Here is a 24414-nt window from a genome sequence, read left to right on the forward strand (position 1 = left end):
CTGGTACGAGCAACGTGGGGTTACCAACCAACCGGTCCGCCATCATGGGTGGAGCCCGAGGCCGGATCATCGGCACGCGGAATAGGAGCAGATTCAATAGAGCAGCCGTGGATGCACTGAATCGGGCCCGTGTTCAGTCGCGACCCTGTAATAAGTACGCATGCCGTCGCGCTCTTTTTCGTAAGTCCACTTCAAGCCCCATCTGCATTCTTCCGTCATGCAGTCACGGCTCTTCGATTCGAACATATCGAGTTGAAATGCCTCGCCATTGATTTCGCCGGTGATCGAGCCGGTTTTCCCCTTATCCTTCGATATGAGTTCAAACGCCCCTGCTCGACCATCCAGACAGTAGATTTTCCCGCGATAGGTTCGCTCGCCGGTCTCCAGCTTCCAGAAATTTGTCTTCACCTGCGACACGCTGTAGCGACCCTTGCATTGCTGCCTTTCGGCAGAGCCGATCTCAATCGTTCCACCCATCTCCTCACTCTCGTTCCTCGCAGTCACCTTTCCGACCACCGGAGTACCCGTTGCAAGGTAGCTTCCCTCGACACCACGGACAAAAAGATATGAACATCCTGCGAGCGTGAAACCCATTGCCACCACGGAGCCGGCGATCATAAAACCACGTAGCGTCCACGCGCATCTCAAGAGAGCCAGCAAGTCTCCACCTCCAGTTTCATCTTCATGTTTGCGGATGCCAAAAGAGCGAGTTGGAGCAGTGGACGACCAGTCGTTAACAGCCAGAATAGCACTGATATTCAGGTCACGATATTTCCCCACAATTAAGAAGATGAATGAATGCCACAGCTCATCCTGAAATAGAATACCTCGTCCGCTTCGGCGAGGTGCACGGAACCGGAGGCAGCAACTGCAATCAAACCTTGGCAGTCCCCCAATCACCCACCCCTCAAAAGCGTTCGCATCAGCAATTCGGAGATGAGCCCAGGCGCGACGTTGTCACGCACACTGTAACGTGCAATCCTGCCGAATAAACTTTTTCGATAGCGGACGCATGCCTGTAGAAACTCTTCCGTCTCCACCTTGGTGGAGAGTAGCGATTGCGTTGATCGTGGTTCCCTTAATCGCGTCCTTCGCATACGCTCTTTACAGCCCACTGTATCAGGGCCTGCCGGATATGACCGAGCGCGTTATCCGAACAACTCAGGCCGTCGCGCTCATTGGTGCGTATCCGCCAACTGCTGTGTTGGGGATTCCATTGCTATTCTACTTCAGGCGACGTGTATGGCCGTCCCTTGCAAATTGCGCGATGGTTGGGGCCTTTGTTGCGACCTTCCCCTGGATGTGCCTAGTTGCATTTTTCGGCTCTGACGAGGCTTATACTGGTGACCACATCACTTACCAAAACGGCATGATGACATGGTGGGGATTGCTGGAGACCCTCAAACTCCTCGCAGTGACAGCTGTATTCGGCTTTGCTGCTGGTGGACTGTTCTGGCTAATGGCCGCCGCTGGCGTTAAAAGACAGCCCGTTTCTGAAACGGTTCCCAGCAAAGTGTTCGAGTAGGTGGTCTCTCGATATCATCAGATACCCACCACTCGATCACTAAATGGCCGTGCGTCGCTCTCAAAAGTTCACCGGGAAATACCGCACATAGGCAAACTCGTCACCGTCTGGTGACCAGCAGGGCACGTTGATCGTGCCCTGCCCGCCGAACAGCTCGAACAACGTCTTCAGATTGCCGCCATCCATATCCATCAGCCGCAGCCGTACGTCGAGGTCGCGCGGATGGTCGAATACCGACGGGTCGTAGGACAAGAGCAGCACCATGTCGTTGTTGGGCGACGGATGGGCGAACCAGTTGCCGTAATCGTCTGATGTCACCTGCTGGAGACCCGTGCCGTCGGGATGGACGCGCCAGATCTGCATCAGCCCGGTGCGGCTGGAATTGAAATAGATCCATTGGCCGTCGGCGGAATAATCCGGTCCGTCATTGCGCCCCTCGCCATGCGTCAGCCGCGTCTCGGCGCCGCCGTCGACGGAGATGGTGTAGATATCGAAGAGGTCGTCGCGGATGCCGCAATAGGCGAGTTGGCGCCCGTCCGGCGACCAGCCATGCCAGTAGGATGGCAGGTTCTCGGTGATCAGCCTCGGCGTGCCGCCTTCGATCGGCAGAATATAGATCGCCGACTTGCCGAATTCGGTCTTGTCGGAAATGACGATCTCACTGCCATTGGGCGAAATGCCGTGATCATTATTGCAGTTGACGGCAAAGCCGGTATCAACCTTGACCACCTCGCCGCCATCGATCGAGCGGCAACCGGTAAAGCAGCCCATCGCCGTTCAAGAGCAGGTAGGAACCATCCGGCGAGAAATTCGGCGCCTCCACCAGCTTGTCCGTCTGCCAGACCTCGCGGGCCCTGCCCGTTCGGACATTGTAGATCTCAACCGAGCTGCGCATGATTCCTCCCAAAGCTTGATGCCGTCAGCAATCTCGATTGCGTCAGCGATCCCGGAAACGGTTGGTGATCGGATAGCGCCTGTCGCGTCCGAAATTCTTCTTGGTGATCTTCACGCCGGGCGCCGATTGCCGGCGCTTGTATTCGGCGAGATAGAGCAGGTGCTCGACCCGGTGGACGGTCGCAACATCATGGCCGCGCGCGACGATCTCCTCGACCGCCATTTCCTTTTCCACCAGGCATTCAAGGATATCGTCGAGAACGGGATAGGGCGGCAGCGAATCCTGGTCCTTCTGGTCGGGACGAAGCTCGGCCGAAGGCGCCTTGTCGATGATATTCTGCGGGATCACCTCGCCCGACGGTCCCAGCGCACCCGGCGGCACGTTTTCGTTGCGCCAGCGCGAAATCGCATAGACCTGCATCTTGTAGAGGTCCTTGATCGGATTGAAGCCGCCGTTCATGTCGCCGTAGAGCGTGGCGTAGCCGACCGACATTTCCGACTTGTTGCCCGTCGTCACCACCATCGAGCCAAACTTGTTGGAGATCGCCATCAGGATGACGCCGCGCGCCCGGCTCTGCAGGTTCTCCTCGGTGATGCCGCTGTCCGTGCCTTCGAAAAGGCTGGCGAGCGCGCTGCTGAAACCCGTCACCGGCTGTTCGATCGGCACGATATCGTAGCGGCAACCGAGCGCCCTCGCGCAATCGGCCGCATCCTTCAGCGAATCCTCAGAGGTGTATCGATAGGGCAGCATGACGGTGCGCACCCGCTCTTCGCCGAGCGCATCGACAGCGATTGCTGCGCAGATCGCAGAATCGATGCCGCCGGAAAGGCCGAGCACCACGGTCTTGAAGCCGTTCTTATTGACGTAGTCGCGGAAGCCGAGCAGGCAGGCGCGGTAATCGGCCTCCTCGCTTTCAGGAATATGCGCCATCGGCCCTTCGGCGCAATGCCAACCATCTTCGCCGCGCTTCCACGTGGTCACCGCCAGCGCCGTTTCGAACTGGCTCATCTGGAAGGCGAGCGACTTGTCGGCATTGAAGGCGAAACTCGCACCGTCGAAAACCAGTTCGTCCTGGCCGCCGAGCTGGGCGGCATAGATCAGCGGCAGACCGGTCTCGATCACCTGCTTCAGCACCACCTGATGGCGGATATCGACCTTGCCGCGATAATAGGGCGAACCGTTCGGCGACAGCAGGATCTCGGCCCCGCTTTCGGCCAGCGTCTCGCAGACGCCGAGATCGCCCCAGATATCCTCGCAGATCGGAATGCCGATGCGCACGCCACGAAAATTCACCGGCCCCGGCAGGGCGCCCTGGTCGAAGACGCGCTTCTCGTCGAACTCGCCGTAATTCGGCAGGTCGATCTTGTCGCGCACCGCGATCACCTTGCCTGCGTCGAGCACCGCGACCGAATTGTAGCGCCCGGTCTCGTCCTGCCGGGGAAAGCCGATGATCACGCCCGGCCCGCCATCGGCGGTATCGGCGGCCAGGTTTTCGACCGCCTTCCAGCAGGCGCGGATGAAGGCGGGCTTCAGCACCAGATCTTCAGGCGGATAACCGGAAATGAAAAGCTCGGTCAGCACGAGCAGATGCGCGCCCTCCCGGGCAGCATCCGTGCGCGCCTCGCGCGCCTTGGCAAGATTGCAGGCGACATCGCCGACCGTCGGGTTGAGCTGGCCGATGGCGATGCGGAAGATATCAGAAAGAGCGTTTTCCTGTGTCATGTCATTTATTTAGACTGCACCTTTCACGACCGCAACACGTTCGGGCCGAAAGCGGCACCTCGCAACGACGAAATTTTTCTGAACGGATCGCGCGTGCTCCCGCGCGGCACTGATACGCATTGCAATTTGCCTCTGGAGCGGAATACTGGCGCCGAAAGCGACCGCATCGATAACCGGTATCGGAAACAGGCAATGTCTAATCTTTCGAATTTCGTGCACCATCATTTCGACAAGCCGGCCGATGAACTCGGCGACATCGAGAAGCGCGTGCTGGCGAAAACGCACGCGCGCAAGATCATCTCGACCGACGTCAATGCCGCCTTATCCGCCGAGTCATCCTTCGGCGAGCGTATCGCCGATGGCATCGCCCGCGTCGGCGGCTCCTGGTCCTTCATACTCGCCTTCCTCGCCTTTCTCGCCGTCTGGACACTGATGAACACCATCGGTCTGGTGGCGAATCCCTTCGACCCATACCCCTTCATTTTTCTGAATCTGATCCTGTCGATGATCGCCGCCATCCAGGCGCCGATCATCATGATGTCCCAGAACCGGCAGGCCGAGCGCGACCGCTTCGAGGCCGCCAAGGATTATGAGGTCAATCTCAAGGCCGAGCTCGAAGTGCTCTCCCTGCACCAGAAGATCGATATGAGCGTGCTGACCGAACTGACGGCGCTGCGCGAGGATGTGGCCCGCCTCAGCGCCGAACTTTCCGCCAGAAGCTGAGGCAGCGCTTATTGCGCAATGATCAGCCGCCCGGACCAGCAAACAGGATGAGATTTCCGTCCGGATCCAGCACGATGAAGTTTCTGGCGCCCCACGGCTCCTTCCTGAGGGGCTGATGGAAGGATACGCCTGCAGCCTGGAAATCCAGGAACAGGCGCTTGATCTCGTCTGATGTACCGACGGTGATCGAGGCTGAAAGCAGATGCTCCCGTTGCCTGATATCGCCGACGAACACGGGCTCGCATACCAGCCTCAGAGCGAGTTGAGCATTGTCGCGGATGACCTGTCCGTAAAACGGCGGGTCGCCATAGACGAAGTCGACCCTGAAGCCGAGTTTGCCGGTGAAGAATTCGCACGACGCTTTGATTTCGGTGACGAACAACTGCGCGGATAGCGAACTCAGGATGGCTTGTGGTGCTGGCTGTTTTTTCGGATCTGTCATGGCTGCGGCTCCTGTCTTGAGCGCCTGCCATCCCTCGAAACCCATTTGACGTGCGATCAGGTCCTGCGCGTCGCTAAGCTTGAAGCGCGCCTCCAGCACCTGGCTGTCATCGAGATGACGGAAGCGCGGCAACGCAGCTCTGATCTCGGCTGCAACAGGATAGTATCTTTCGCTGTGCCATCGCAAATACTGCTTGGCCTGCTTTTTGAGGTTTTCGAGATTCGGCATGGGCGCAACTGTTGATACATTGTAGGCGGGCATTGCCCTTTCGACATTCGACGAAGCGCCCTACGCAGCACGGTAAACCTAGCCTCGGCGATCAACCTTTGTCAATCACGGGCCGGCGAGGATGACGATGGGGGATTCACGGCGTATTGTCGCAGGCCGTCCGATATCTCGTAGAAATCGCCCTTGTCGGCACAGTAGATATGATGGCCGAAGGTCAGGCCGCTCGGCGCGTCGAAGGCGCCGGCCATCACCGAAATCTCCGCCGATCCATCCGCCTGCCAGAACAGCGCGGAGCCACAATTCGAGCAGAAGCCGCGCTGCGCCTCTTCGCTTGACCGGTACCAGCGGACCGCCTCAGTGCCATCAACCGAAAGAGCCGCGCGGGCCACGTTGACCGCGGCGTAATAAAACCCGGTCTGCCGGCGGCACTGCGAGCAATGGCAGCCGACGACAGGTCCTGGCTTCGCCGTCGTTGAAAATCGTACGGCGCCGCAAAGGCAGCCGCCTGTATGCCGTTCGGTCATGATCGCTCTCCCGTTTACGACGGAACGTTGCCGCCGATCGCCCTTGGCGTCAAATCCATTCCGCTCAACGAAATCATCAGAAATCTTGAAAATCGCCAGCCTTATCCATGCTTGGTCGGCGCGAGCACGTGTTGCTCGACGACAACAGCTGCCAACCTCATCTCATCCCGGCATTGAATCGCCGGCTGTTGTCGGTGATACTTAAGGTCCAATTCACTCGACCCTCGGGAGACTGACATGAGAGCGACCCTGTCCGAACAGAAAGGAAACATCCCCCACAAGGACATTCAGCTTCATGAACATTCGGTTCTCCCGCGCGAGGAAAAGCTCGCGACGCCATAACGTCTTCCCGAGATTCTTCCGCGACGATGCGAATGCCGCCGACCGCGAGCGGCGCTGGTCGCGTATGCGCAAATTCCTCTCCTACTACCGTCCGCATCTGCCTTTGCTGCTGGCGGATCTGCTTTGCGCCATCCTGGTCGCCGGCACGGCGGTCGCCCTCCCGCTCTGCGCCAACATCGTCACGAGCCGCCTTCTGGCTCTGCCCGACATACCGCAGGCCTTCGCACAAATCCTGACGATGGGCGGCGTCATGCTGGTCGTTCTGGCGGTCCAGATCGTCGCCATCTTCTTCGTCGATTATCGCGGCCACGTGATGGGCGCGCGCATCGAAGCGACGGTGCGGCAGGAACTCTTCGAGCATTGCCAGAAGCTCTCGTTCAGCTTCTACGACCGCCAGCGCACCGGCCAGCTGATGAGCCGCATCACCAATGACAGCCTGTGGCTGGGCGAGCTCTTCCATCACGGCCCCGAGGATCTTTCCATCGCCGTGCTGAAATATGGCGGCGCCATGTTGGTATTGTTCTTCATCGATCCGCCATTGGCCGGGCTCATCCTGCTGCTCACCCCGGTAGCGGTGGCTTATGCGCTCTATTTCAACCGGCGCATGAACCGCGCGCTCGAAGCCAGCAAACGGCAGATCGCCGCCGTCAACGAGCGGGTGGAGGATGCTCTTGCGGGCATCCGCGTGGTCCAGTCCTTCGCCAATGAAGCGCTGGAAAAGGAACGCTTCGCCGAGCAGAACCGGCGTTTCCTGCAAAGCCGTGCCGAGGGCTACCGCAGCGAAGCCTGGTTTTCGGTCGGCACCGAAACTTTCGCCCAACTCGTCACCATATTGGTGATCATCATCGGCGGCCTGCGCATCCTGGCGGCGGAACTGACTGTGCCGGACATGCTGACCTTCCTGCTCTGCGTCGCCGTGCTGGTCGATCCGGTGCAGCGGCTCGCCAATTTCGTGCGCCTTTGGCAGGAGGGCTACACCGGCTTCAGCAGGGCCATGGAGATCCTGGAGATAGCCCCCGATATCACCGATCGACCGGCCGCGCGTCCGATGCTGACACCAAGGGGCGAGATCAGTTTTTCCAACGTCGCCTTCGGTTACGAGGCCGATGGCCCGCGGGTGCTCGAGCAGCTGTCGCTCACCATCGCGCCCGGTGAGTTCGTCGCCCTGGTCGGCCCGTCTGGGGTCGGCAAGAGCACGCTTTGCGCGCTGATACCGCGTTTCTACGATGTCGAGGCCGGGGCGATCCAGATCGATGGCATCGATATCCGCGATGTGACGCTGGCCTCGCTCCGGCGCCATGTCGGGGTGGTGCAGCAGGATGTCTACCTGTTTGCCGGTACAGTGGCGGAAAACCTGCGCTACGGCCGGCCCGACGCCAGCGATGCCGCGCTGGAAGCGGCCGCGCGCGCGGCCAATGCACACGACTTCATCATCGCCCTGCCGCATGGCTATGACACCGATATCGGCCAGCGGGGCGTCAAGCTCTCGGGCGGCCAGCGCCAGCGCATCACCATCGCTCGCGCCTTCCTCAAGAATCCGGAAATCCTGATCTTCGACGAAGCAACCAGCGCGCTCGACAACGAGAGCGAACGGGCGGTGCAGCAGGCGCTGCTGAGCCTGGCAAACGGCCGAACCACCCTGGTCATCGCCCACCGTCTGTCGACCGTCCGCCATGCCGACCGCATCCTGGTCCTGACGGCTGATGGCATCGTCGAACAGGGCACTCATGACGAGCTCATGGCGCAAGACGGCGTCTACGCCAATCTGCACAGCGTCCAAGCCAGCATCTGACTGCCTGTTCCACCTTCGCAGCATAAAAAAGCCCGGCATCGCCGGGCTTTTCTTCATCCATTTGGGGCTGCGATCAGCCGTTGGCGACCATGCGCTTTTCGTCGCGGCCACCCTTCATGCGCTCGGCAAGCAGGAAGGCCAGCTCGAGCGCCTGGTCGGCGTTGAGGCGCGGATCGCAATGGGTGTGATAGCGATCCTGCAGGTCTTCGGCGGAGACCGCGCGGGCGCCGCCGGTGCACTCGGTCACGTCCTTGCCGGTCATCTCGATATGGATGCCACCCGGATGTGAGCCTTCGGCGCGGTGGATCTGGAAGAAGCTTTCGACTTCCGACAGGATCCGCTCGAAGGGACGGGTCTTGTAGTTGTTGAGCGTGATCGTGTTGCCGTGCATCGGATCGCAGGACCAGACGACCTTGCGGCCCTCGCGCTCGACGGCGCGAATGAGCTTCGGCAGGCTGTCGGCGACCTTCTCATGGCCGAAGCGGCAGATCAGCGTCAGGCGCCCGGCCTCGTTGGCAGGATTCAGGATGTCGATCAGTTGCAGCAGATCGTCGGCCTGCAGCGACGGGCCGCATTTCAGGCCGATCGGGTTCTTGATGCCGCGGCAATATTCGACATGCGCATGGTCGGCCTGGCGCGTGCGGTCGCCGATCCAGATCATGTGGCCCGACGTTGCATACCAGTCGCCCGAGGTGGAATCGACGCGGGTCAGCGCCTCCTCGTAGCCGAGCAGCAGCGCCTCGTGGCTGGTGAAGAAATCGGTCTCGCGCAGCGCCGGCTGGTTTTCCGAGGTGATACCGATCGCCTTCATGAAATCCATGGTTTCGCTGATGCGGTCGGCAAGCTTGCGGTAGCGCTCGCCCTGCGGGCTGTCCTTGACGAAGCCGAGCATCCACTGATGCACGTTTTCGAGATTGGCATAACCGCCCATCGCAAAGGCACGCAATAGGTTCAGCGTCGCAGCCGACTGGCGATAGGCCATGGCCTGGCGTTCCGGGTTCGGAATGCGCGATTCCTCGGTGAACTCGATACCGTTGATGATGTCGCCGCGATAGGCCGGCAGCGTCACATCGCCCTGCTTCTCGACATTCGACGACCGCGGCTTGGCGAACTGGCCGGCGATGCGGCCGACCTTGACGACCGGCAGCTGAGCCCCGAAGGTCAGCACCACGGCCATCTGCAGGAAGGCGCGGAAGAAGTCGCGGATATTGTCGGCACCGTGTTCGGCGAAGCTCTCGGCGCAGTCGCCGCCCTGCAGCAGGAAGCCGTTGCCTTCGACGACATTGGCGAGATGTTTCTTCAGGCGGCGCGCCTCACCTGCAAAGACAAGCGGCGGATAGCTGGCGAGCGTGGCTTCCGTTGCCGCCAAAGCGGCTGCGTCGGGATATTCGGGAACCTGCAGGATCGGTTTTTGCCGCCAGCTGCTCGGGGTCCAATTGTCTGCCATCTCACTCACCTGTTCTCACATCCATACCTCAGGACGCCCTCAATATGCGGCGGCTTATAGACCTTTAGGTCAGGCTTGCAAAGACCATTCGCCGACAGTTGTCGCCTCATCGCCGCCGCCCGCCCTGCTCTAGTTAAACCAGCGTATACCATGTCGATTTTCCCATACTTTAGACTTTCAATGTAGAACCGGAGAGAGTTTCAACTTCGGGGACATGGCATGGCGATCCTTCCGCCCGGTTTCATATCAGACCGCTCGGGCAATTTCGGCATCATGACGGCACTGCTGGTGGTGCCGCTCTTCGGTGCGGCCGGCATGGCGGTGGATTTCGCCCACGCGCTCAGCCTGAGGACGCAGCTCTACGCCGCTGCCGATGCTGCCGCCGTCGGTTCGATCGCCGAAAAATCCGGCGCCGTCGCAGCCGCCATGACCATGAGCGGCAACGGCACGATCTCGCTCGGCAAGGACGACGCCCGCAGCATCTTCATGTCTCAAATATCCGGGGAGCTGATCGACGTTCAGGTCGATCTCGGAATCGATGTCACCAAGACCGCCAACAAGCTGAATTCGCAGGTTTCCTTCAGTGCGACTGTGCCTACCACCTTCATGCGCGTTCTTGGCCGGGATTCGATCACGATCTCTGGTACAGCGACGGCCGAATACCAGACCGCGTCTTTTATGGATTTCTACATTCTCCTCGACAACACCCCTTCGATGGGCGTTGGCGCCACCGCGACAGACGTCTCGACGATGGAAAAAAACACCAGCGATACCTGCGCTTTCGCGTGCCATGAAACGCAGAACAACAACAATTATTACAATCTCGCCAAGAAGCTCGGCGTCAGCATGCGCATCGACGTCGTGCGCCAGGCGACCAAGGAACTGACGGTGACCGCCAAGTCCACGCGTGTTTCCAGCAATCAGTTCCGCATGGGCGTCTATACGTTCGGCACCAAGGCCGAGGATGCAAAGCTGACCACCATATCCGACCCGACGGACGATCTCGACAAGGTGCGCAGCTATACCGACGCCGTCGATCTCATGACCATTCCGTTTCAGGGCTATAACAACGACCAGCAGACGAGCTTCGACAGCGCGCTGACGCAGATGAAAACCATTATCACCACCCCCGGCGACGGCAGCACCGCCACGACACCGCAGAAGATTCTGTTCTTCGTCTCGGACGGCGTCGGCGACAGCGAAAAACCGAAAGGCTGCACCAAGAAACTCACCGGCAACCGTTGCCAGGAGCCGATCGACACGTCCTTCTGTCAGCCACTGAAGGACAAGGGTATCAGGATCGCGGTGCTCTACACCACCTATCTGCCGCTGCCGAAAAACAGCTGGTACAATACGTGGATCAAGCCTTTCCAGGGCGAGATCCCGACGAAGATGCAGGCATGCGCCTCGCCCGGCCTCTATTTCGAAGTGACGCCGACCGAAGGCATCGCCGATGCGATGAAGGCGCTTTTCCTCAAGGTCATCCGGGCACCGCGCATCACCAGCTAGCGCATCGGCTGGAAAATCGAAATCGGTTTTCGGAAAGCACGATGCGTAGGCTCAAAGAGTTAGAGCGTCCTTTGTGCGTCCGAAAGGACGCAGGGCGCTCTAATGCATGTCGCCCGGAAGTGCGCAGCGGTTCCGGGTCAACGACATGCAAGGCAAAAGCACGTTGCGGCTCAAATGCGCTTACCGTCGCGGATCCGATAGCTCGGCGCATACATGGTGACGAGCTCTTCGGCCGCCGTCGGATGCAGCGCCATCGTCCGGTCGAAATCGTCCTTGGTGCAGCCGGCCTTCAGCGTGACGCCGAGCAGCTGCGCCATCTCGCCGGCATCGTGGCCGAGGATATGGGCACCCACCACCTTGCGGCTCGCCGCATCGACGATCAGCTTCATGATCATCCGCTCGGCCCGCCCGGAAAGCGTGGCCTTCAACGGCCGGAACTGGGCGCGGTAGACCTCGAGTTCGGGATAACGCTTGCCCGCCTCCTCTTCCGAAAGGCCGACGGTGCCGATCTCCGGCTGCGAGAACACGGCGGTCGGGATCAGCTCGTAATCCGGCCGGGTCGGATTGTTCTTGTACTCGGTCTCGATGAAACACATCGCCTCGTGGATCGCCACCGGCGTCAGCTGTACCCGGTTGGTGACATCGCCGAGCGCATAGATGTTTTCGACATTGGTACGGGAATATTCATCGACGATAACGGCGCCACGCTCGTCGACGGCGACGCCGGCCGCCTCAAGACCGAGGCCTTCGGTGTTCGGATCGCGCCCGAGCGCCAGCATGACGACGCCGGCTTGCAGCGTGCCGTTGTTCAGCGTCTCCAGAACGAGCCCGTCCGCACCCTTCGAAACCTTCTGCAGCGTGTCGTGGCAGAGGATGCGGATACCCTTGGCGACCATCGCCTCGTGCAGCCCGCGCCTCAAATCTTCGTCGAAGCGCGACAGGATCTCGGCACCGCGATAGATCAGCGTCGTCTCGACGCCGAGGCCATGGAAGATATTGGCGAATTCGACGGCAATATAGCCGCCGCCGGCGATGACGATCGATTTCGGCAGTTCTTCAAGATGAAAGGCCTCGTTGGAGGAGATGCAGAGTTCGTGACCGGGAAGGGCCGCATGCGGGTTCGGCCGTCCGCCGGTGGCGATCACGATCGTCTTTGCCGTCACCGTCTGTCCGGTTTTCAGCAGCCGGACCGTATGGGCATCGACGAGTTCCGCGCGCGTTTCCAGGATCTCGGCATTGGCGCCGGCGAGACCTTTCTTGTAGAGGCCTTCGAGCCGGGCGATTTCAACATCCTTGGCCGCCACCAGCTTCATCCAGTCGAAGCTGCTTTCGCCGACCGTCCAGCCGAAGCCCGCCGCATCCTCGAAATGCTCATGGAACTGCGAGGCGTAGACGAAGAGCTTTTTTGGCACGCAGCCGCGGATGACGCAGGTGCCGCCGTAGCGATACTCCTCGGCGATCGCCACTTTCTTGCCGAGCGAGGCGGCGACACGGGCGCCGCGCACACCTCCTGAACCGCCACCGATGACGAAGAGGTCGTAGTCGTAGGAAGACATGAGGAGCTCCGGAAGGGAATCGCAGGAAGGATGTTCCTGATATAGGGGCGATCATCATGAAAACAAAAGCCCGCTCCTGCATCATCCGGTTCCCATCGCCGAATCTTCATTGTAAAGGGCTGACCCCAGTCACCGTCTAGGTTGGCCCAGACACCGTCTTCGGTTGACCAGTCACCGTTTACGGTTGACCCGGTCGGCCGAGGCTGGCAGGCAATCCATGGGATGGAAAAGAATGGCGGAGCAAAAGATGGATCAAACTCTCTTCAGCAACCTGTGCAAGGCTGGCAAGTTCAAGGAAGCGCTCGGCCTCGCCATTCAGGGCCACGAGGACGAAAAATACACGCCGAGCCGTTTCTCGATCGACAAGAAGACGCGACTGCCGATCTTCTACCGCGGCAACAAGCGCGTGGAGCCGGATGAAGAGGGTGTGTGGCAACTTGCAAAGAACCCGAACCCATAGGGGCTGAGGTGCGGCGCATATGCGATGCCAATTGCATCTGCTTAGCGATTAGCGCTGTCAGCGGGTAATGCGGAAATCCGTCGGGTTCTTCGCAAGCTGGGCTGCTTCCGTCTCGACGCCCGAAACCGACGCCCCCAAAGGCCCGCGCCTGAAACGCTCGATCATCGTCGAGATGGCGCTGTCGGGTCCTGCGATCACAGCGACGACGGCCCCGTCCTCTTCATTGCGAACCCAACCCGTCAAACCGAGCCGTACGGCCTCATCGCGCGTCCAATAGCGAAAACCGACACCCTGGACCTTGCCGGATATCCGCACTCGGACGGCCTTGTCATGATCAAACATGTCTGCGGTCACCTGAAGCCTCGCCGGCGGCATTTGCCGTATCATAGCAAAAAAGCCCGGACGATGCCGGGCTTTCGCAAATTAGATGGGGCAGCCTTACTGCTGGGCAGCCGGTGCCGGAGCCGGAGCGGTCGGGCTGTCGGTTGCCGGCGGCGGTGCCTTGATGACCTTGGAAAGCTCGACGTTGCTCTGCTTTTCCAGGTCGCGGGAAATGCCCTGCGCCCAGATGTCGGCAGCCTTCGCCGTCTCGCGCGAGGCGACCGGGCCGTCGCGCAGCAGCTTCTTGCCGACGTCGGAATTATAGAAGTCGGCGATCGCCTTCAGCTCGTCGACGGTGAAGGTCTTGGCATAGGTGAGTGCCGCCTCCTTCTCCAGATCGCCGCGGCGCGGCGCCAGCGCCAGCGCCTGCGCGTCGACCGTGGACGAAATGATGTCCTGGTAGTTCGGCGAATCCTGGATCAGCCCGGCCTTCAGGCGCTCGGCGAGACCAGGCAGGATGTTGTCGAACTGGGCGGTGGCGCCAATGGCGTCGATCGCCGCGCGAGACGCCTTCAGCTGATCCTCGGAGACTTCCTGCGCCTTGACGGCGGAGCCGAAGGCAAGCCCGGAAAGAACGACGGTGGCAGCGGCGAGACGGCCAAGACCTGCAATGTTCATCATGAGTATATGCTCCTGTTATCTGTTTGCCTGCAGCGTGCGCGCACCCGCAGGACCGGCAATGATCGCAAGTGCCGCCATATTGATAAAGAGCCCGTGTTCAACGACGCCGGGTATGGAATTCAGCTCGCTCGAAAGCGCCTCTGCATCAGGAATGCGGCCAAAAGATGCATCGATGATGTGATGGCCGCCATCCGTGGTAAACTCTCCGTCACCCGACTGGCGCAGAGCGAGTTCACCCGAGAGGCCGAGCCGGGCCGCGACCTTTTCGATCGCGATCCGCGTCGAGACGAGCCCGAACGGATTGACCTCTATCGGCAGCGCGAAGGCACCGAGCGTATCGACCAGCTTGCTCTCGTCGGCAATGACGATCATTCGCTCTGACGCGGCCGCGACGATCTTTTCGCGCAGCAGCGCACCGCCGCCACCCTTGATCAGCCTGAGCGCCTGATCGACCTCGTCGGCGCCATCGATCGTCAGATCGAGTGCCGGCAGTTCGTCGAGCGACTTCAGCGGCACACCGAGTTCGACGCAGAGCCGCGCGGTTCGTTCGGACGTCGGGACGCCTTCGACCCTGAAGCCGCCAGCAACCTTCTCCGCCAGCAGGCGAACGAATTCTTCCGCCGTGCTGCCGGTGCCGATCCCGAGACGCATCCCGCTTTCGACATGCGCGAGTGCGGCCTCGGCGGCCTTGATCTTCATTTCGCGGGCATCCATGCGCCGCCAGCTCCTGATATTGCGTTGGATGTGCTGTTTACACGGCTCGCCTGGCAAACGAAAGTCAAAATCATCACGGAAAATGAAAAGCCGAAACAGAGGCCTGCGGCCTTCCCGGCCATCGCCGGACGTTGCTTTCCGCCGCACGATCGCCTACCTCAGGGACGATCCACCGTTCCTCAGAACGATACATCGCTCCTCAAAACGACCATCGCTCAAAGAGACATGCCCTTGACCCCTGCCCCCACTCGCCCGGCGCTCGTCGTCTTCGATCTCGACGGCACCCTTCTCGATACGCATGTGGACCTGGTCGAGAGCCTGAACCACACGATCGCGGCCCTTGACCTCGAGCCGGTCAGCTACGACGACCTCACCCATCTCGTCGGCCAGGGCGCGCGCGTCATGATCGAGCGCGCCTGCCGGCTGCGCGGCCATCCGCTCGAAAGCGACGCCCTGCCGCCGCTGGTCGAGCGCTTCGTCGCTCATTATGCCGGCAACATGCCCGGCCGGACCGAACCCTATCCCGGCCTGGTCGCCGCCATGGACCGGCTGAGATCTCAGGGTTACCGCCTCGCCGTCTGCACCAACAAGATGGAAAGCCTGGCAGTCCGCCTGCTCGACAAGCTCGACCTCGTCAGATATTTCGACACCATCACCGGCGGCGACAGCTTCGAATACCGCAAGCCCGACGCCCGCCACCTCACCGGCACCATCGAACGCGCCGGCGGCGACATCGCCCGCACCGTGATGATCGGTGACAGCGTCAACGATATTGCCGTAGCAAGAAACGCCGGCATACCGTCGATCGCCGTGCCTTTCGGTTACTCCGACGTGCCGGTTTCGAGCCTCGATCCGGATCTTATCATCACCCATTTCGATGAGTTGACGCCGGATCTGGTGGAAACGCTGTTGCGGGAATATGCGGAGAAAGTCGCCGTCTGAAGCTTGGCGATCAGGCGTATGTCTTTGCGATCGCGGCCCCCTCATCCGACCCTTCGGGCCACCTTCTCCCCACTGGGGAGAAGAGGGAGAGCAAGTTGCTTTCGCTCGTTTCCACAAACGGCGCTTTCAGGAAGGGCGAGACGCCGCCACGATTCCGCTTCTCCCCGGCGGGGAGAAGATGCCGGCAGGCAGATGAGGGGGCCACACAGCACGCCCTCTCCTCTTAGTTCTTGCACGCAGACACCCCAAGACAGACCGGGCGGCCCAAAGACCGCCCGCCAGCATCACTAATTCAGAGCTAATTAGATCTGCGCCCCACGCGCCTTGGTCGTCGCGTCGAAGGCCTTGTCGACATAGGCGTCGCGGCCGTAGACGTCGTCGAAATATTCCACCACGCCGTCCTTGTTCGGCCAGGCGGTGAAGTAGGAGACGTAGACCGGGATCTTCTGCGGCACGCGTACCGCATGGTTCTGTCCGCTGGCGATCTGCTTGGCGACGTCGTCGACCGTCGTGCCGAGCACGGCGGCCGCCATTGCGCGCGGATCGGCAAGGCGTACGCAACCGTGGCTCAGCGCCCGCATGTCGCGCTTGAAGAAGCTCTTCGACGGCGTGTCATGCATATAGATCGCGTGGCTGTTCGGGAACAGGATCTTCAGTTCACCGAGCGCATTGTCGCTGCTCGGCGGCTGGCGCACCGAAACATTATTGGTCGAGCCATACCAGTCGACGCTCGACGAGGCGACAGCGTGGCCGTTCACCTCGACCTCATAACCGAGCTGGTCGAGATAGTTCGGATCCGAGCGCAGTTTCGGTAGCATCTCGTTGATGATGATCGACTGCGGCACGCCCCAGAAAGGGTTGAACTCGACCGTCTCGATTTCGTCGTCGAAGAAATAGGTCTGATTGTTCTTGCCGCCGACCACCACGCGCATCGACAGCTGTTCCTTGCCGTCATTGTGGTAGTAGACCATGTAGGCAGGCTGGTTGATCATGACATAACGGGAGCCGAGATCTTCCGGCAGCCAGCGCGCCTGCTCCATGGCGACGATGAGCTTGTCGATCTTCGAGGCATTGGTGTCGCCGCCGGTCATGGCGCGCACGGTCGCCTGGCCGATGACGCCATCGGCCTTCAGCCCACGCTCCTTCTGGAATTCCTCGACCAGCGAAACGATGTCAGGCGAATAATCGATGCTGCCGGCGTAAGCAGCAAGCGTTGCCGCATGATCTGTCCTCAGCGTTTCGGAACCGTGCTTGCCGATCGCCTTGACAATATTGGCGATCTCCCGCGAGCTGTCGCCAGGCCTCAGCAGCCTGTCGAGCGAAACGACGATTCGCTCCTCATTGCCGCCGTCGGCGGCGCGAAGCTTGGCAAGCTCCGCCTTCAGCGCCTGGAATTGCGAACTATCAGGCGAGCGGCTGGCGATATAGGCGCCGACATCGGGGCTCAGGCGGGCAAGCTTCAGCACCGGGGCCAGGTTGACCACCTTGCGCTGGAAGTCGTGATAGCCGGAGATCTTGTTCGGATCGATGCGGCCACGCACCGTGTCCTGGACGAAGGCGAGCACCTTGGCGGAGAGATCGAGCTCGAACTGTGTCAAAGCCCGGTCGCGGAAGGCGGGATCGGGATTGGCCGGGTCGATATCAGGCGTCTGGACGGCGTAGTCCGCCGGGTCGAGGCCGACGGAGGCTGCATCGGCAAGTACCAGCATCGCCGACTTGGCGCGGTCGTTGACCTGATTGCCCTCGACCCAGACGAGCGGATTGCGGCTGTCGCCGTAATAGGCTTCGAGCGCCTTTGCGACGTCGGCATTGGCGCGCACCTTAGCCTGCGCCAGGAAACGGCGCTGCACGGCCGGCTCGGCGCTGGCATCGCCGCTGCCCGAAACATCGGCGACCGCGCCGGTGACGACGGGATCGGCGAACCTGCCGGTATCGACGAACTGCAGCGTCTCGGTTTTATAAGTATAATAACGCGGACCGCTCACCTTCGGCAGCGGCGCTTCCGGATCGAGCCCGCCGAGCGATCCGCCGACGCCGCCGCGCGGGCCTACACGGCCGGGCGGCATCTGGTCCATGAAGATAGTGCTCTGGGTCCGCTGCCTGTCGCCGCGCAACATGTCCATCAATGTATAAGCATGCGCGGGTGCGGCACTCATCATTGCCACGCCGCAGGAAATTGCCAATGCGGATGCCGCGCTTTTCAAAACGAACGTCATATATCTTCCAGTCCCGGTGTCATGCTGTTCTTGTCACGAGCGCAAGGCTCAAGCTCAAATCCCGCGAAACTCAAGCAGCGTAGGGCCTCATTGATCAGAAACCGGCCTGCGCCGCCAGCGCCGGCGGACTCAAATTTGTGTGACGGAGATCCTGCACGGCGCCGCCCAGCAGTTCACACAAAATTATGAAATTATTGGTTAATTTTTTACCGAATTTTCGCCGCCAGACCAGTGCGGCGAAAACGCCAGGATGCATAAAATTTCCAAAGTGGCTTAAAAGGCACGCCGAAAAGCCTGCGCAAACATGACTTCCGGTTTCAATATTTCGCACGGCATCCAGTTTTCTTGTCGGACTTTCCAACCTATAAGACCTCATCTTTCGAAGATGCCCGAAAACAGCATGTAAAGGGAAGGCAAGGCTGATGACCGCAACCCGCACCGAAACCGATACTTTTGGCCCGATCGACGTCGCCGCCGACCGATATTGGGGCGCCCAGGCCGAACGTTCGCTCGGCAATTTCAAAATCGGCTGGGAAAAGCAGCCGCTGTCGATCGTGCGTGCGCTCGGAATCGTCAAGCAGGCCGCCGCCCGCGCCAACATGTCGCTCGACCAGCTCGATCCTGGCCTCGGCAAAGCGATCGTCGACGCCGCCCAGGAGGTGATCGAGGGCAAGCTGAACGACCATTTTCCGCTGGTCGTCTGGCAGACCGGCTCAGGCACGCAGTCCAATATGAATGCCAACGAAGTGATCTCCAATCGTGCGATAGAAATGCTCGGCGGCGTCATGGGTTCCAAAAAACCGGTGCATCCGAACGATCACGTCAATATGAGCCAGTCGTCGAATGACACCTATCCGACGGCCATGCACATCGCCTGCGCCGAGCAGATCGCCCATCACTTGCTGCCGGCCCTGAAGCACCTGCATGCCGCCCTCGACATGAAGGTCACCGAATTCAGTCACATCATCAAGATCGGCCGCACCCACACCCAGGATGCGACGCCGCTGACGCTCGGCCAGGAATTTTCGGGTTATGCCGCCCAGGTCGGCTCCGCCATCAAGCGCATCGAAATGACCCTGCCCGGCCTTTGCGAGCTCGCCCAGGGCGGTACTGCCGTCGGCACCGGCCTCAACGCGCCGGTGGGCTTTGCCGAAAAGGTCGCCGAGGAGATCGCCGCCATCACAGGCATGCCTTTCGTCACCGCGCCGAACAAGTTCGAGGCGCTCGCCTCGCATGACAGCATGGTCTTTTCCCATGGCGCCATCAATGCGGCAGCCGCCGCCCTCTTCAAGATCGCCAACGATATCCGCTTGCTCGGTTCCGGCCCGCGCGCCGGCCTCGGCGAGCTGGCGCTGCCGGAAAACGAGCCCGGCTCCTCGATCATGCCCGGCAAGGTCAACCCGACCCAGTGCGAGGCGCTGACCCAGGTCTGCATCCATATCTTCGGCAACAACGCGGCTTTGACCTTCGCCGACAGCCAGGGCCATTTCGAACTCAACGTCTACAATCCGATGATGGCCTATAATTTCCTGCAGTCGGTGCAACTGCTCGCCGACGCCGCCGTCTCCTTCACCGACAATTGCGTCGTCGGCATCGAGGCGCGCGAGGACAATATCAAGGCAGGCCTCGAACGCTCGCTGATGCTGGTGACCGCACTCGCCCCGAAGATCGGCTACGACGCAGCCGCGAAGATCGCCAAGACGGCGCACAAGAACGGCACGACGCTGAAGGAAGAGGCCCTCGCCAGCGGCCTGGTGACATCGGAAGAGTACGACGAGATCGTGCGCCCGGAATCGATGATCGGGCCGAAGTAGGAAGGTCGCATAGGCCACAACCGCTCATCCGGCTGCCGCCACCAACCGGGGTCGAGCCACAGGTCTCGACCCGTCCTTCGGACCCCGCTCGCGGGGAGAAGGAGATATGCCGCAACGCCTCGACTCCCTCCAGCCTATAGCAAGGCAAACAGCGAAAAATTGTCCATCACGACGGAATTGCCCATGAAGTCGAAACGGATTTCTTCGATGTCTTCGAGATTGACCTCGAGAGTGGGGCCGGTGACCTCGAGCTCCTGCTGATAAACGATCTGGCCGTCGTTCAGCGCGGTGAGCGTCAGGTGAAAGGGCGCTGCCGACAATTCGGCAATCGAAACGCTCTGAAAGGTGAATTCCCCGCCATCGAGCATTTTCAAGCTTACGGGCGCAGAACCCGGCGATAGAACGGTATCGCTGAAACCGTCCTCGGTGATGGCGTCGACACCCGGGATGGTATCATAGACATACCCGTTCAGAAGCGTCACCTCGTGGCTTCCATTCACCGAGAGCGCAAAGTTGCGATAATCAGGCAGAGAGAAATTATCGGCCCTCGACGTGACGCCCAAATCGTCGAAATCCAGGATTTCGTGGTATTTGTCGCCTTCGTTGACGCCGTCGATCGCGAGCGTCAGCACGCCGAGGTCCGTGCCTCCTGAGCCATCGGACATCTTGAAGCTCAGCTTCTCGATGAGCTGATCGTATTTCGTTAAATTTTTCACGACGTCGAGCGTGTAGTCCAGCTCGTACTCGAAGTGACCGTCAGGTTTCAGTCTGAAGGTTCCGTATTCGCCCCTTATGATCGTTTCGTGGTCAGGTCCATGTTTGGCGTCGATACGCACGCCATTGACGAAGCGAACATACATGTCCGCTCCCTCGGGATCGCTGGAGAGGCGCAGCAGATTCCCGCGGATCCAATTGTCTTCGAAAAAAACGAGAAGGTCGTCGACAGCAGTTGGCTTTGCATTTGTCATTGGAAGCCCCGGCAGGTTAACGCTGCCGGGAATATGAACTGGCCGCGGACCGAAGGCAACCTGAAGTCGTCTGTTTCGCGACAAATGTCGATTTCGCCTGTTCTTTCACTCGCTTACCGCGTGTGACGTGCCGACTGCAAAACGCGGCACGACATGCCCCCCACTCCAGAGTCCGCCGCATCCCGATTGCATTTGCCCCGTGGCGGATTTAGACCGCTTCCAATCTAGCGACGCCCTACCAGAAAGGTCACTTCGATGGCTGACGATCTCTTTCCCCTCGGCAAGGATGCCACCCCCTATCGCAAGCTCAGCGGCGACCATGTCTCGGTCGACACGTTCAAGGGCCAGGAGATCCTGACCGTCGAGCCGGAGGGGATCCGGCTGCTCGCCGAAACCGCCTTTGCCGACATCAACCACCTGCTGCGTCCCGGCCATCTGAAGCAGCTCGCCTCGATCCTCGATGACCCCGAGGCAACGGACAATGACCGTTTCGTCGCCTACGACCTGCTGAAGAACGCCAATATCGCCGCCGGCGGCGTGCTGCCGATGTGCCAGGATACCGGCACGGCGATCATCATGGGCAAGAAAGGCCGCAGGGTCTGGACGGAGGGGGAGGATACCGCCGCACTCGCCCGCGGCGTCATGGATGCCTATGAGAAGAAGAACCTGCGTTATTCGCAGCTCGCGCCGATCAAAATGTTCGAGGAAAAGAATACCAGGAACAATCTGCCGGCCCAGATCGACATCTACGAGGAAGGCACCGATGCCTACGAATTCCTCTTCGTCGCCAAGGGCGGCGGCTCGGCCAACAAGACCTTTCTCTACCAGGGCACGCCTTCGCTCTTGACCCATGACCGAATGATCGACTTCCTTAAGGAGAAGATCCTGACGTTAGGGACGGCAGCCTGTCCCCCCTACCATTTGGCGATCGTCATCGGCGGCACCTCGGCCGAGATGAACCTCAAAACTGTCAAGCTCGCCTCTACCCGCTATCTCGACGAGCTGCCGACCGAAGGGTCCGAGAGCGGCCACGCTTTTCGCGATATCGAGATGGAGAAGGAAATCCACAAGCTGACCCAGCAGATGGGCGTCGGCGCCCAGTTCGGCGGCAAGTATTTCTGTCATGACGTGCGTGTCATCCGCCTGCCCCGCCACGGCGCCTCGCTGCCGATCGGCCTCGGCGTCTCCTGTTCCGCCGATCGCCAAGCCAAGGGCCGCATCACCCGCGATGGCATCTTCATCGAGCAGCTCGAAACCGATCCGTCTAAATACATGCCTGAGATCGACGAGGCGAAACTGTCGGAATCGACAGTGCGCATAGATCTCAACCGGCCGATGGCAGACGTGCTTGCCGAACTCTCCAGGCATCCGGTCAAGACGCGCCTGTCGCTATCAGGCACCATCATCGTCGCTCGCGACCTCGCCCATGCCAAGATCCGCGAGCGGCTGGAAAAGGGCGAAGGCATGCCCGATTACCTGAAAAACCACCCGGTCTATTATGCCGGTCCCGCCAAGACGCCCGCCGGCTACGCCTCCGGCTCCTTCGGCCCGACCACGGCCGGCCGCATGGACAGCTATGTCGACCAGTTCCAGTCCTTCGGCGGCTCGATGGTGATGCTCGCCAAGGGCAATCGTTCGCGCGCCGTGCGCGAAGCCTGCAAGAAGCACGGCGGCTTCTATCTCGGCTCGATCGGCGGACCCGCCGCCCGTCTTGCTCAGGACTGTATCCGCAAGGTCGAAGTATTCGAATATCCCGAACTCGGCATGGAAGCGGTCTGGAAGATCGAAGTCGAAGACTTCCCCGCCTTCATCGTCATCGACGACAAGGGCAATGATTTCTTCCAGGAGCTGAATTTGGGGTGACGGGGGCAGGCTGCGTTGCCGCCTGCTCTACCGCGGCTTCGCCTTGTCCGTCGCGCTGATATTCCGCGCCGCCACCGCCTCGCTCGCACTCACCACATTCCCGGCATCGACCCTCGCCAGGATCTCCGTGCGGAACGCGCCGGCGAAGAAGCCGGTGTGCTCCAGCAACAAGGTGCCGGCGGCGAAGACGGTGAAGGCAAGGATGGCAAAAGAAATATGGCGGGAGGTTTCCACGATCTCACGCCCTGGCTTGCAGGCTACGATCGGGTTTGCCACCAAGAAATATCAACCCGAAATACTGCCACTGCAATACGAAACGGCCAAAACCAGCTGTCGACAAGATGAATACGGTCTCCGGCAGAGAAGAACTGTAAGTTTTCCAGACAACGCTCCCGCTCAGCGAGTACGCACTGTGCCGCTAAAGATACTTTTTCCCGTGGAAAATCATAGGCCTGATCGAAGTATTGACCGATGGGGCATTTGTCGTATGTAATCTTTGGTATATATCGCTTTAATCTTTTCCCAAGAAATTTAAGCTAACAAATGGAATATTGCCTTTGAATATATGAGGAGTTCGCCGGATGAATACGGCTGTCGCGCCCAAGGTGCAGGTTCCCGACGTTGCGGGTCAGATCACCTATGCCATGCGCTCCATGGGCGTTGCGCCGATACCGCGCAATTACGAACTCTTCTACGAGGCCTATATCGGCTCCAATCCAGCCCTGACCCGTGAGCTCGCGGCCCTCGGCGGCCAGGTGACCCAGGCCGAACTCGATGCGCTCGGCGCGCAGCACTTCACCCACAGCCCGGCCCGTGTCTTCGACGATGCCCATACGCGCATATCGGGCGAACTCGATGGCCTGCTGCGCATTCTCAAGCAGGAGCAGAGCTCGCTCGAAAGTTATACCAGGCTGCTCGGCGAAACCCACAAGCGCATTACCTCCAAGAGCAATGCCAGCGTCGAACTGATCGAAAACGCCATCGATCTGCTGAGCCAGGCAACCGGAGACACAATGGCGCATGGCGAACGCACCGTCGAGGACGTCGTCCAGCGCTCGCAGGAGATGGATCAGGTCCGCAAGGAACTCGACGAATACAAGCGCATCGCCAACACCGACTCGCTGACCCGCCTTTCCAACCGCCGCGCCTTCGACGACCGCCTCGCCGCCATCTTCGACAATTCGAGCATGCGGCCGGTGACGGCTCTGCTGCTCTGCGACATCGACAATTTCAAGAAGATCAACGACACCTACGGCCATCCGGTCGGCGACAAGGTGCTCGCCACCGTCGCCTCCGTCATCCGCAGCAATGTCCGCCGCGACATCTTCGTCGCCCGCACCGGCGGCGAAGAGTTCGCCCTCATCATCGATGGCAACACGCCCGAGGAAGTCACCGGCATCGCCGAGCGCATCCGCCGCACGCTAGAGACGACGCCCTTCAAGAATTCCCGCACGCGGGTGAATTACGGCCCGGTCACCGTCTCGATCGGCATCTGCATGGCCTCCAATGCCGAGGATGCCGGCGAACTCTACAGCAAGACCGACATCGCGCTCTACGGCGCCAAGAATGCCGGCCGCAACTGCACCATCCTCTATCAGGACGGCATGCAGAAGGATTTCACCAAGAGCTGGCTGATTTATAAGACGTGAGGGTAATCGGTCGCCGTGCGCACGCTGTCACCACAACGTGACGGCTTAGACTGTTGTCCGGTTCGCGCCGATGGCTCCCTT

Annotated in this window: 22 protein-coding genes and 1 pseudogene; 9 read left to right on the plus strand and 14 right to left on the minus strand. The window is 60.4% G+C overall.

What is annotated here, in order from left to right; all coding sequences use genetic code 11:
* Positions 1 to 93: 93 nt before the first annotated feature.
* On the minus strand, positions 94 to 660 hold the full coding sequence (locus tag AC245Y_RS11675; RefSeq protein WP_017994259.1) for a hypothetical protein: 567 nt from the start codon (positions 658 to 660) through the stop codon (positions 94 to 96).
* A 409-nt stretch (positions 661 to 1069) separates the two neighbouring features.
* Here AC245Y_RS11675 and AC245Y_RS11680 point away from each other — a divergent pair, with 409 nt between their 5' ends.
* The gene (locus AC245Y_RS11680; protein ID WP_245274041.1) at positions 1070 to 1525 is read left to right on the plus strand and encodes a hypothetical protein; all 456 of its coding nucleotides are present in this window, start codon (positions 1070 to 1072) and stop codon (positions 1523 to 1525) included.
* A gap of 60 nt (positions 1526 to 1585) precedes the next feature.
* Here AC245Y_RS11680 and AC245Y_RS11685 read toward each other — a convergent pair.
* Together AC245Y_RS11685 and AC245Y_RS11690 are read right to left on the minus strand one after the other, a co-directional pair.
* Positions 1586 to 2420, minus strand: a pseudogene (locus AC245Y_RS11685) (TolB family protein).
* A 42-nt stretch (positions 2421 to 2462) separates the two neighbouring features.
* Complete coding sequence (locus tag AC245Y_RS11690) at positions 2463 to 4142, minus strand: NAD+ synthase (protein ID WP_017994262.1); 1680 nt, start codon at positions 4140 to 4142, stop codon at positions 2463 to 2465.
* A gap of 192 nt (positions 4143 to 4334) precedes the next feature.
* On the opposite strand from AC245Y_RS11690, the gene AC245Y_RS11695 reads away from it, so the two are divergent.
* Complete coding sequence (locus tag AC245Y_RS11695) at positions 4335 to 4865, plus strand: DUF1003 domain-containing protein (RefSeq protein WP_003540234.1); 531 nt, start codon at positions 4335 to 4337, stop codon at positions 4863 to 4865.
* 22 nt (positions 4866 to 4887) lie between these two features.
* On the opposite strand, the gene AC245Y_RS11700 is transcribed toward AC245Y_RS11695, so the two are convergent.
* Entirely contained in the window at positions 4888 to 5535 is a 648-nt protein-coding gene (locus tag AC245Y_RS11700) for a VOC family protein (RefSeq protein WP_026157373.1), read from the minus strand.
* Between the two features lie 101 nt (positions 5536 to 5636).
* Positions 5637 to 6059, minus strand: a complete 423-nt coding sequence (locus AC245Y_RS11705; protein WP_017994265.1) for a GFA family protein — start codon at positions 6057 to 6059, stop codon at positions 5637 to 5639.
* 295 nt (positions 6060 to 6354) lie between these two features.
* Here AC245Y_RS11705 and AC245Y_RS11710 point away from each other — a divergent pair, with 295 nt between their 5' ends.
* On the plus strand, positions 6355 to 8193 hold the full coding sequence (locus AC245Y_RS11710; protein WP_017994267.1) for an ABC transporter ATP-binding protein: 1839 nt from the start codon (positions 6355 to 6357) through the stop codon (positions 8191 to 8193).
* A gap of 73 nt (positions 8194 to 8266) precedes the next feature.
* On the opposite strand, the gene AC245Y_RS11715 is transcribed toward AC245Y_RS11710, so the two are convergent.
* Entirely contained in the window at positions 8267 to 9640 is a 1374-nt protein-coding gene (locus AC245Y_RS11715) for a class II 3-deoxy-7-phosphoheptulonate synthase (protein ID WP_017994268.1), read from the minus strand.
* 219 nt (positions 9641 to 9859) lie between these two features.
* Here AC245Y_RS11715 and AC245Y_RS11720 point away from each other — a divergent pair, with 219 nt between their 5' ends.
* The gene (locus AC245Y_RS11720; RefSeq protein WP_017994269.1) at positions 9860 to 11149 is read left to right on the plus strand and encodes a TadE/TadG family type IV pilus assembly protein; all 1290 of its coding nucleotides are present in this window, start codon (positions 9860 to 9862) and stop codon (positions 11147 to 11149) included.
* A 170-nt stretch (positions 11150 to 11319) separates the two neighbouring features.
* Here the strand turns inward: AC245Y_RS11720 and gor are convergent, their stop codons facing one another.
* Complete coding sequence (gene gor, locus AC245Y_RS11725; RefSeq protein ID WP_017994270.1) at positions 11320 to 12705, minus strand: glutathione-disulfide reductase; 1386 nt, start codon at positions 12703 to 12705, stop codon at positions 11320 to 11322.
* A gap of 247 nt (positions 12706 to 12952) precedes the next feature.
* On the opposite strand from gor, the gene AC245Y_RS11730 reads away from it, so the two are divergent.
* Entirely contained in the window at positions 12953 to 13165 is a 213-nt protein-coding gene (locus tag AC245Y_RS11730) for a hypothetical protein (protein ID WP_003540246.1), read from the plus strand.
* A gap of 57 nt (positions 13166 to 13222) precedes the next feature.
* Here the strand turns inward: AC245Y_RS11730 and AC245Y_RS11735 are convergent, their stop codons facing one another.
* The 3 genes from AC245Y_RS11735 to rpiA all read right to left on the minus strand — a co-directional run bounded on the left by AC245Y_RS11735 (position 13223) and on the right by rpiA (position 14881).
* The gene (locus AC245Y_RS11735) at positions 13223 to 13507 is read right to left on the minus strand and encodes an acylphosphatase (protein WP_026157374.1); all 285 of its coding nucleotides are present in this window, start codon (positions 13505 to 13507) and stop codon (positions 13223 to 13225) included.
* A 96-nt stretch (positions 13508 to 13603) separates the two neighbouring features.
* A complete protein-coding gene (locus tag AC245Y_RS11740; protein WP_012757712.1) occupies positions 13604 to 14167 on the minus strand; it encodes a DUF2059 domain-containing protein in 564 nt (187 codons plus the stop codon).
* 15 nt (positions 14168 to 14182) lie between these two features.
* Positions 14183 to 14881 carry a ribose-5-phosphate isomerase RpiA gene (rpiA, locus tag AC245Y_RS11745; protein ID WP_012757713.1) on the minus strand — a complete coding sequence of 233 codons (699 nt, stop codon included), beginning with the start codon at positions 14879 to 14881 and terminating at the stop codon, positions 14183 to 14185.
* A gap of 225 nt (positions 14882 to 15106) precedes the next feature.
* Here rpiA and AC245Y_RS11750 point away from each other — a divergent pair, with 225 nt between their 5' ends.
* Entirely contained in the window at positions 15107 to 15823 is a 717-nt protein-coding gene (locus AC245Y_RS11750) for an HAD family hydrolase (protein ID WP_172643736.1), read from the plus strand.
* 302 nt (positions 15824 to 16125) lie between these two features.
* Here the strand turns inward: AC245Y_RS11750 and AC245Y_RS11755 are convergent, their stop codons facing one another.
* Positions 16126 to 18039, minus strand: a complete 1914-nt coding sequence (locus AC245Y_RS11755; protein WP_017994273.1) for a L,D-transpeptidase family protein — start codon at positions 18037 to 18039, stop codon at positions 16126 to 16128.
* A gap of 94 nt (positions 18040 to 18133) precedes the next feature.
* Positions 18134 to 18400 (minus strand): hypothetical protein, encoded by a 267-nt coding sequence (locus tag AC245Y_RS11760; protein WP_157628334.1) that lies wholly within the window; start codon positions 18398 to 18400, stop codon positions 18134 to 18136.
* A 61-nt stretch (positions 18401 to 18461) separates the two neighbouring features.
* Here AC245Y_RS11760 and fumC point away from each other — a divergent pair, with 61 nt between their 5' ends.
* The gene (fumC, locus tag AC245Y_RS11765; protein WP_017994275.1) at positions 18462 to 19853 is read left to right on the plus strand and encodes a class II fumarate hydratase; all 1392 of its coding nucleotides are present in this window, start codon (positions 18462 to 18464) and stop codon (positions 19851 to 19853) included.
* 134 nt (positions 19854 to 19987) lie between these two features.
* Here fumC and AC245Y_RS11770 read toward each other — a convergent pair whose 3' ends face one another.
* Entirely contained in the window at positions 19988 to 20821 is an 834-nt protein-coding gene (locus AC245Y_RS11770; RefSeq protein ID WP_012757718.1) for a VCBS domain-containing protein, read from the minus strand.
* Between the two features lie 255 nt (positions 20822 to 21076).
* Here AC245Y_RS11770 and AC245Y_RS11775 point away from each other — a divergent pair, with 255 nt between their 5' ends.
* Positions 21077 to 22684: a fumarate hydratase gene (locus AC245Y_RS11775; protein WP_017994276.1), complete on the plus strand. Its 1608-nt coding sequence runs from the start codon at positions 21077 to 21079 to the stop codon at positions 22682 to 22684.
* A 27-nt stretch (positions 22685 to 22711) separates the two neighbouring features.
* On the opposite strand, the gene AC245Y_RS11780 is transcribed toward AC245Y_RS11775, so the two are convergent.
* The gene (locus AC245Y_RS11780; RefSeq protein WP_026157376.1) at positions 22712 to 22918 is read right to left on the minus strand and encodes a hypothetical protein; all 207 of its coding nucleotides are present in this window, start codon (positions 22916 to 22918) and stop codon (positions 22712 to 22714) included.
* Positions 22919 to 23265: 347 nt separating this feature from the next.
* Here AC245Y_RS11780 and AC245Y_RS11785 point away from each other — a divergent pair, with 347 nt between their 5' ends.
* Positions 23266 to 24333, plus strand: coding sequence for a GGDEF domain-containing protein (locus AC245Y_RS11785; RefSeq protein ID WP_012757721.1), 1068 nt, complete (start codon positions 23266 to 23268; stop codon positions 24331 to 24333).
* The last annotated feature ends 81 nt before the right edge of the window (positions 24334 to 24414 follow it).

The sequence above is a fragment of the Rhizobium sp. SRDI943 genome, from assembly GCF_057653695.1.

Excerpts from the sequence above, each read along its gene's own strand:
- AC245Y_RS11690 (WP_017994262.1), bottom strand. The coding sequence starts at position 4,142 with ATGACACAGGAAAACGCTCTTTCTGATATCTTCCGCATCGCCATCGGC.
- AC245Y_RS11695 (WP_003540234.1), top strand. The coding sequence starts at position 4,335 with ATGTCTAATCTTTCGAATTTCGTGCACCATCATTTCGACAAGCCGGCC.
- AC245Y_RS11700 (WP_026157373.1), bottom strand. The coding sequence starts at position 5,535 with ATGCCGAATCTCGAAAACCTCAAAAAGCAGGCCAAGCAGTATTTGCGA.
- AC245Y_RS11705 (WP_017994265.1), bottom strand. The coding sequence starts at position 6,059 with ATGACCGAACGGCATACAGGCGGCTGCCTTTGCGGCGCCGTACGATTT.
- AC245Y_RS11710 (WP_017994267.1), top strand. The coding sequence starts at position 6,355 with ATGAACATTCGGTTCTCCCGCGCGAGGAAAAGCTCGCGACGCCATAAC.
- AC245Y_RS11715 (WP_017994268.1), bottom strand. The coding sequence starts at position 9,640 with ATGGCAGACAATTGGACCCCGAGCAGCTGGCGGCAAAAACCGATCCTG.
- AC245Y_RS11720 (WP_017994269.1), top strand. The coding sequence starts at position 9,860 with ATGGCGATCCTTCCGCCCGGTTTCATATCAGACCGCTCGGGCAATTTC.
- gor (WP_017994270.1), bottom strand. The coding sequence starts at position 12,705 with ATGTCTTCCTACGACTACGACCTCTTCGTCATCGGTGGCGGTTCAGGA.
- AC245Y_RS11730 (WP_003540246.1), top strand. The coding sequence starts at position 12,953 with ATGGATCAAACTCTCTTCAGCAACCTGTGCAAGGCTGGCAAGTTCAAG.
- AC245Y_RS11735 (WP_026157374.1), bottom strand. The coding sequence starts at position 13,507 with ATGTTTGATCATGACAAGGCCGTCCGAGTGCGGATATCCGGCAAGGTC.
- AC245Y_RS11740 (WP_012757712.1), bottom strand. The coding sequence starts at position 14,167 with ATGATGAACATTGCAGGTCTTGGCCGTCTCGCCGCTGCCACCGTCGTT.
- rpiA (WP_012757713.1), bottom strand. The coding sequence starts at position 14,881 with ATGGATGCCCGCGAAATGAAGATCAAGGCCGCCGAGGCCGCACTCGCG.
- AC245Y_RS11750 (WP_172643736.1), top strand. The coding sequence starts at position 15,107 with ATGCCCTTGACCCCTGCCCCCACTCGCCCGGCGCTCGTCGTCTTCGAT.
- AC245Y_RS11755 (WP_017994273.1), bottom strand. The coding sequence starts at position 18,039 with ATGACGTTCGTTTTGAAAAGCGCGGCATCCGCATTGGCAATTTCCTGC.
- fumC (WP_017994275.1), top strand. The coding sequence starts at position 18,462 with ATGACCGCAACCCGCACCGAAACCGATACTTTTGGCCCGATCGACGTC.
- AC245Y_RS11770 (WP_012757718.1), bottom strand. The coding sequence starts at position 20,821 with ATGACAAATGCAAAGCCAACTGCTGTCGACGACCTTCTCGTTTTTTTC.
- AC245Y_RS11775 (WP_017994276.1), top strand. The coding sequence starts at position 21,077 with ATGGCTGACGATCTCTTTCCCCTCGGCAAGGATGCCACCCCCTATCGC.
- AC245Y_RS11785 (WP_012757721.1), top strand. The coding sequence starts at position 23,266 with ATGAATACGGCTGTCGCGCCCAAGGTGCAGGTTCCCGACGTTGCGGGT.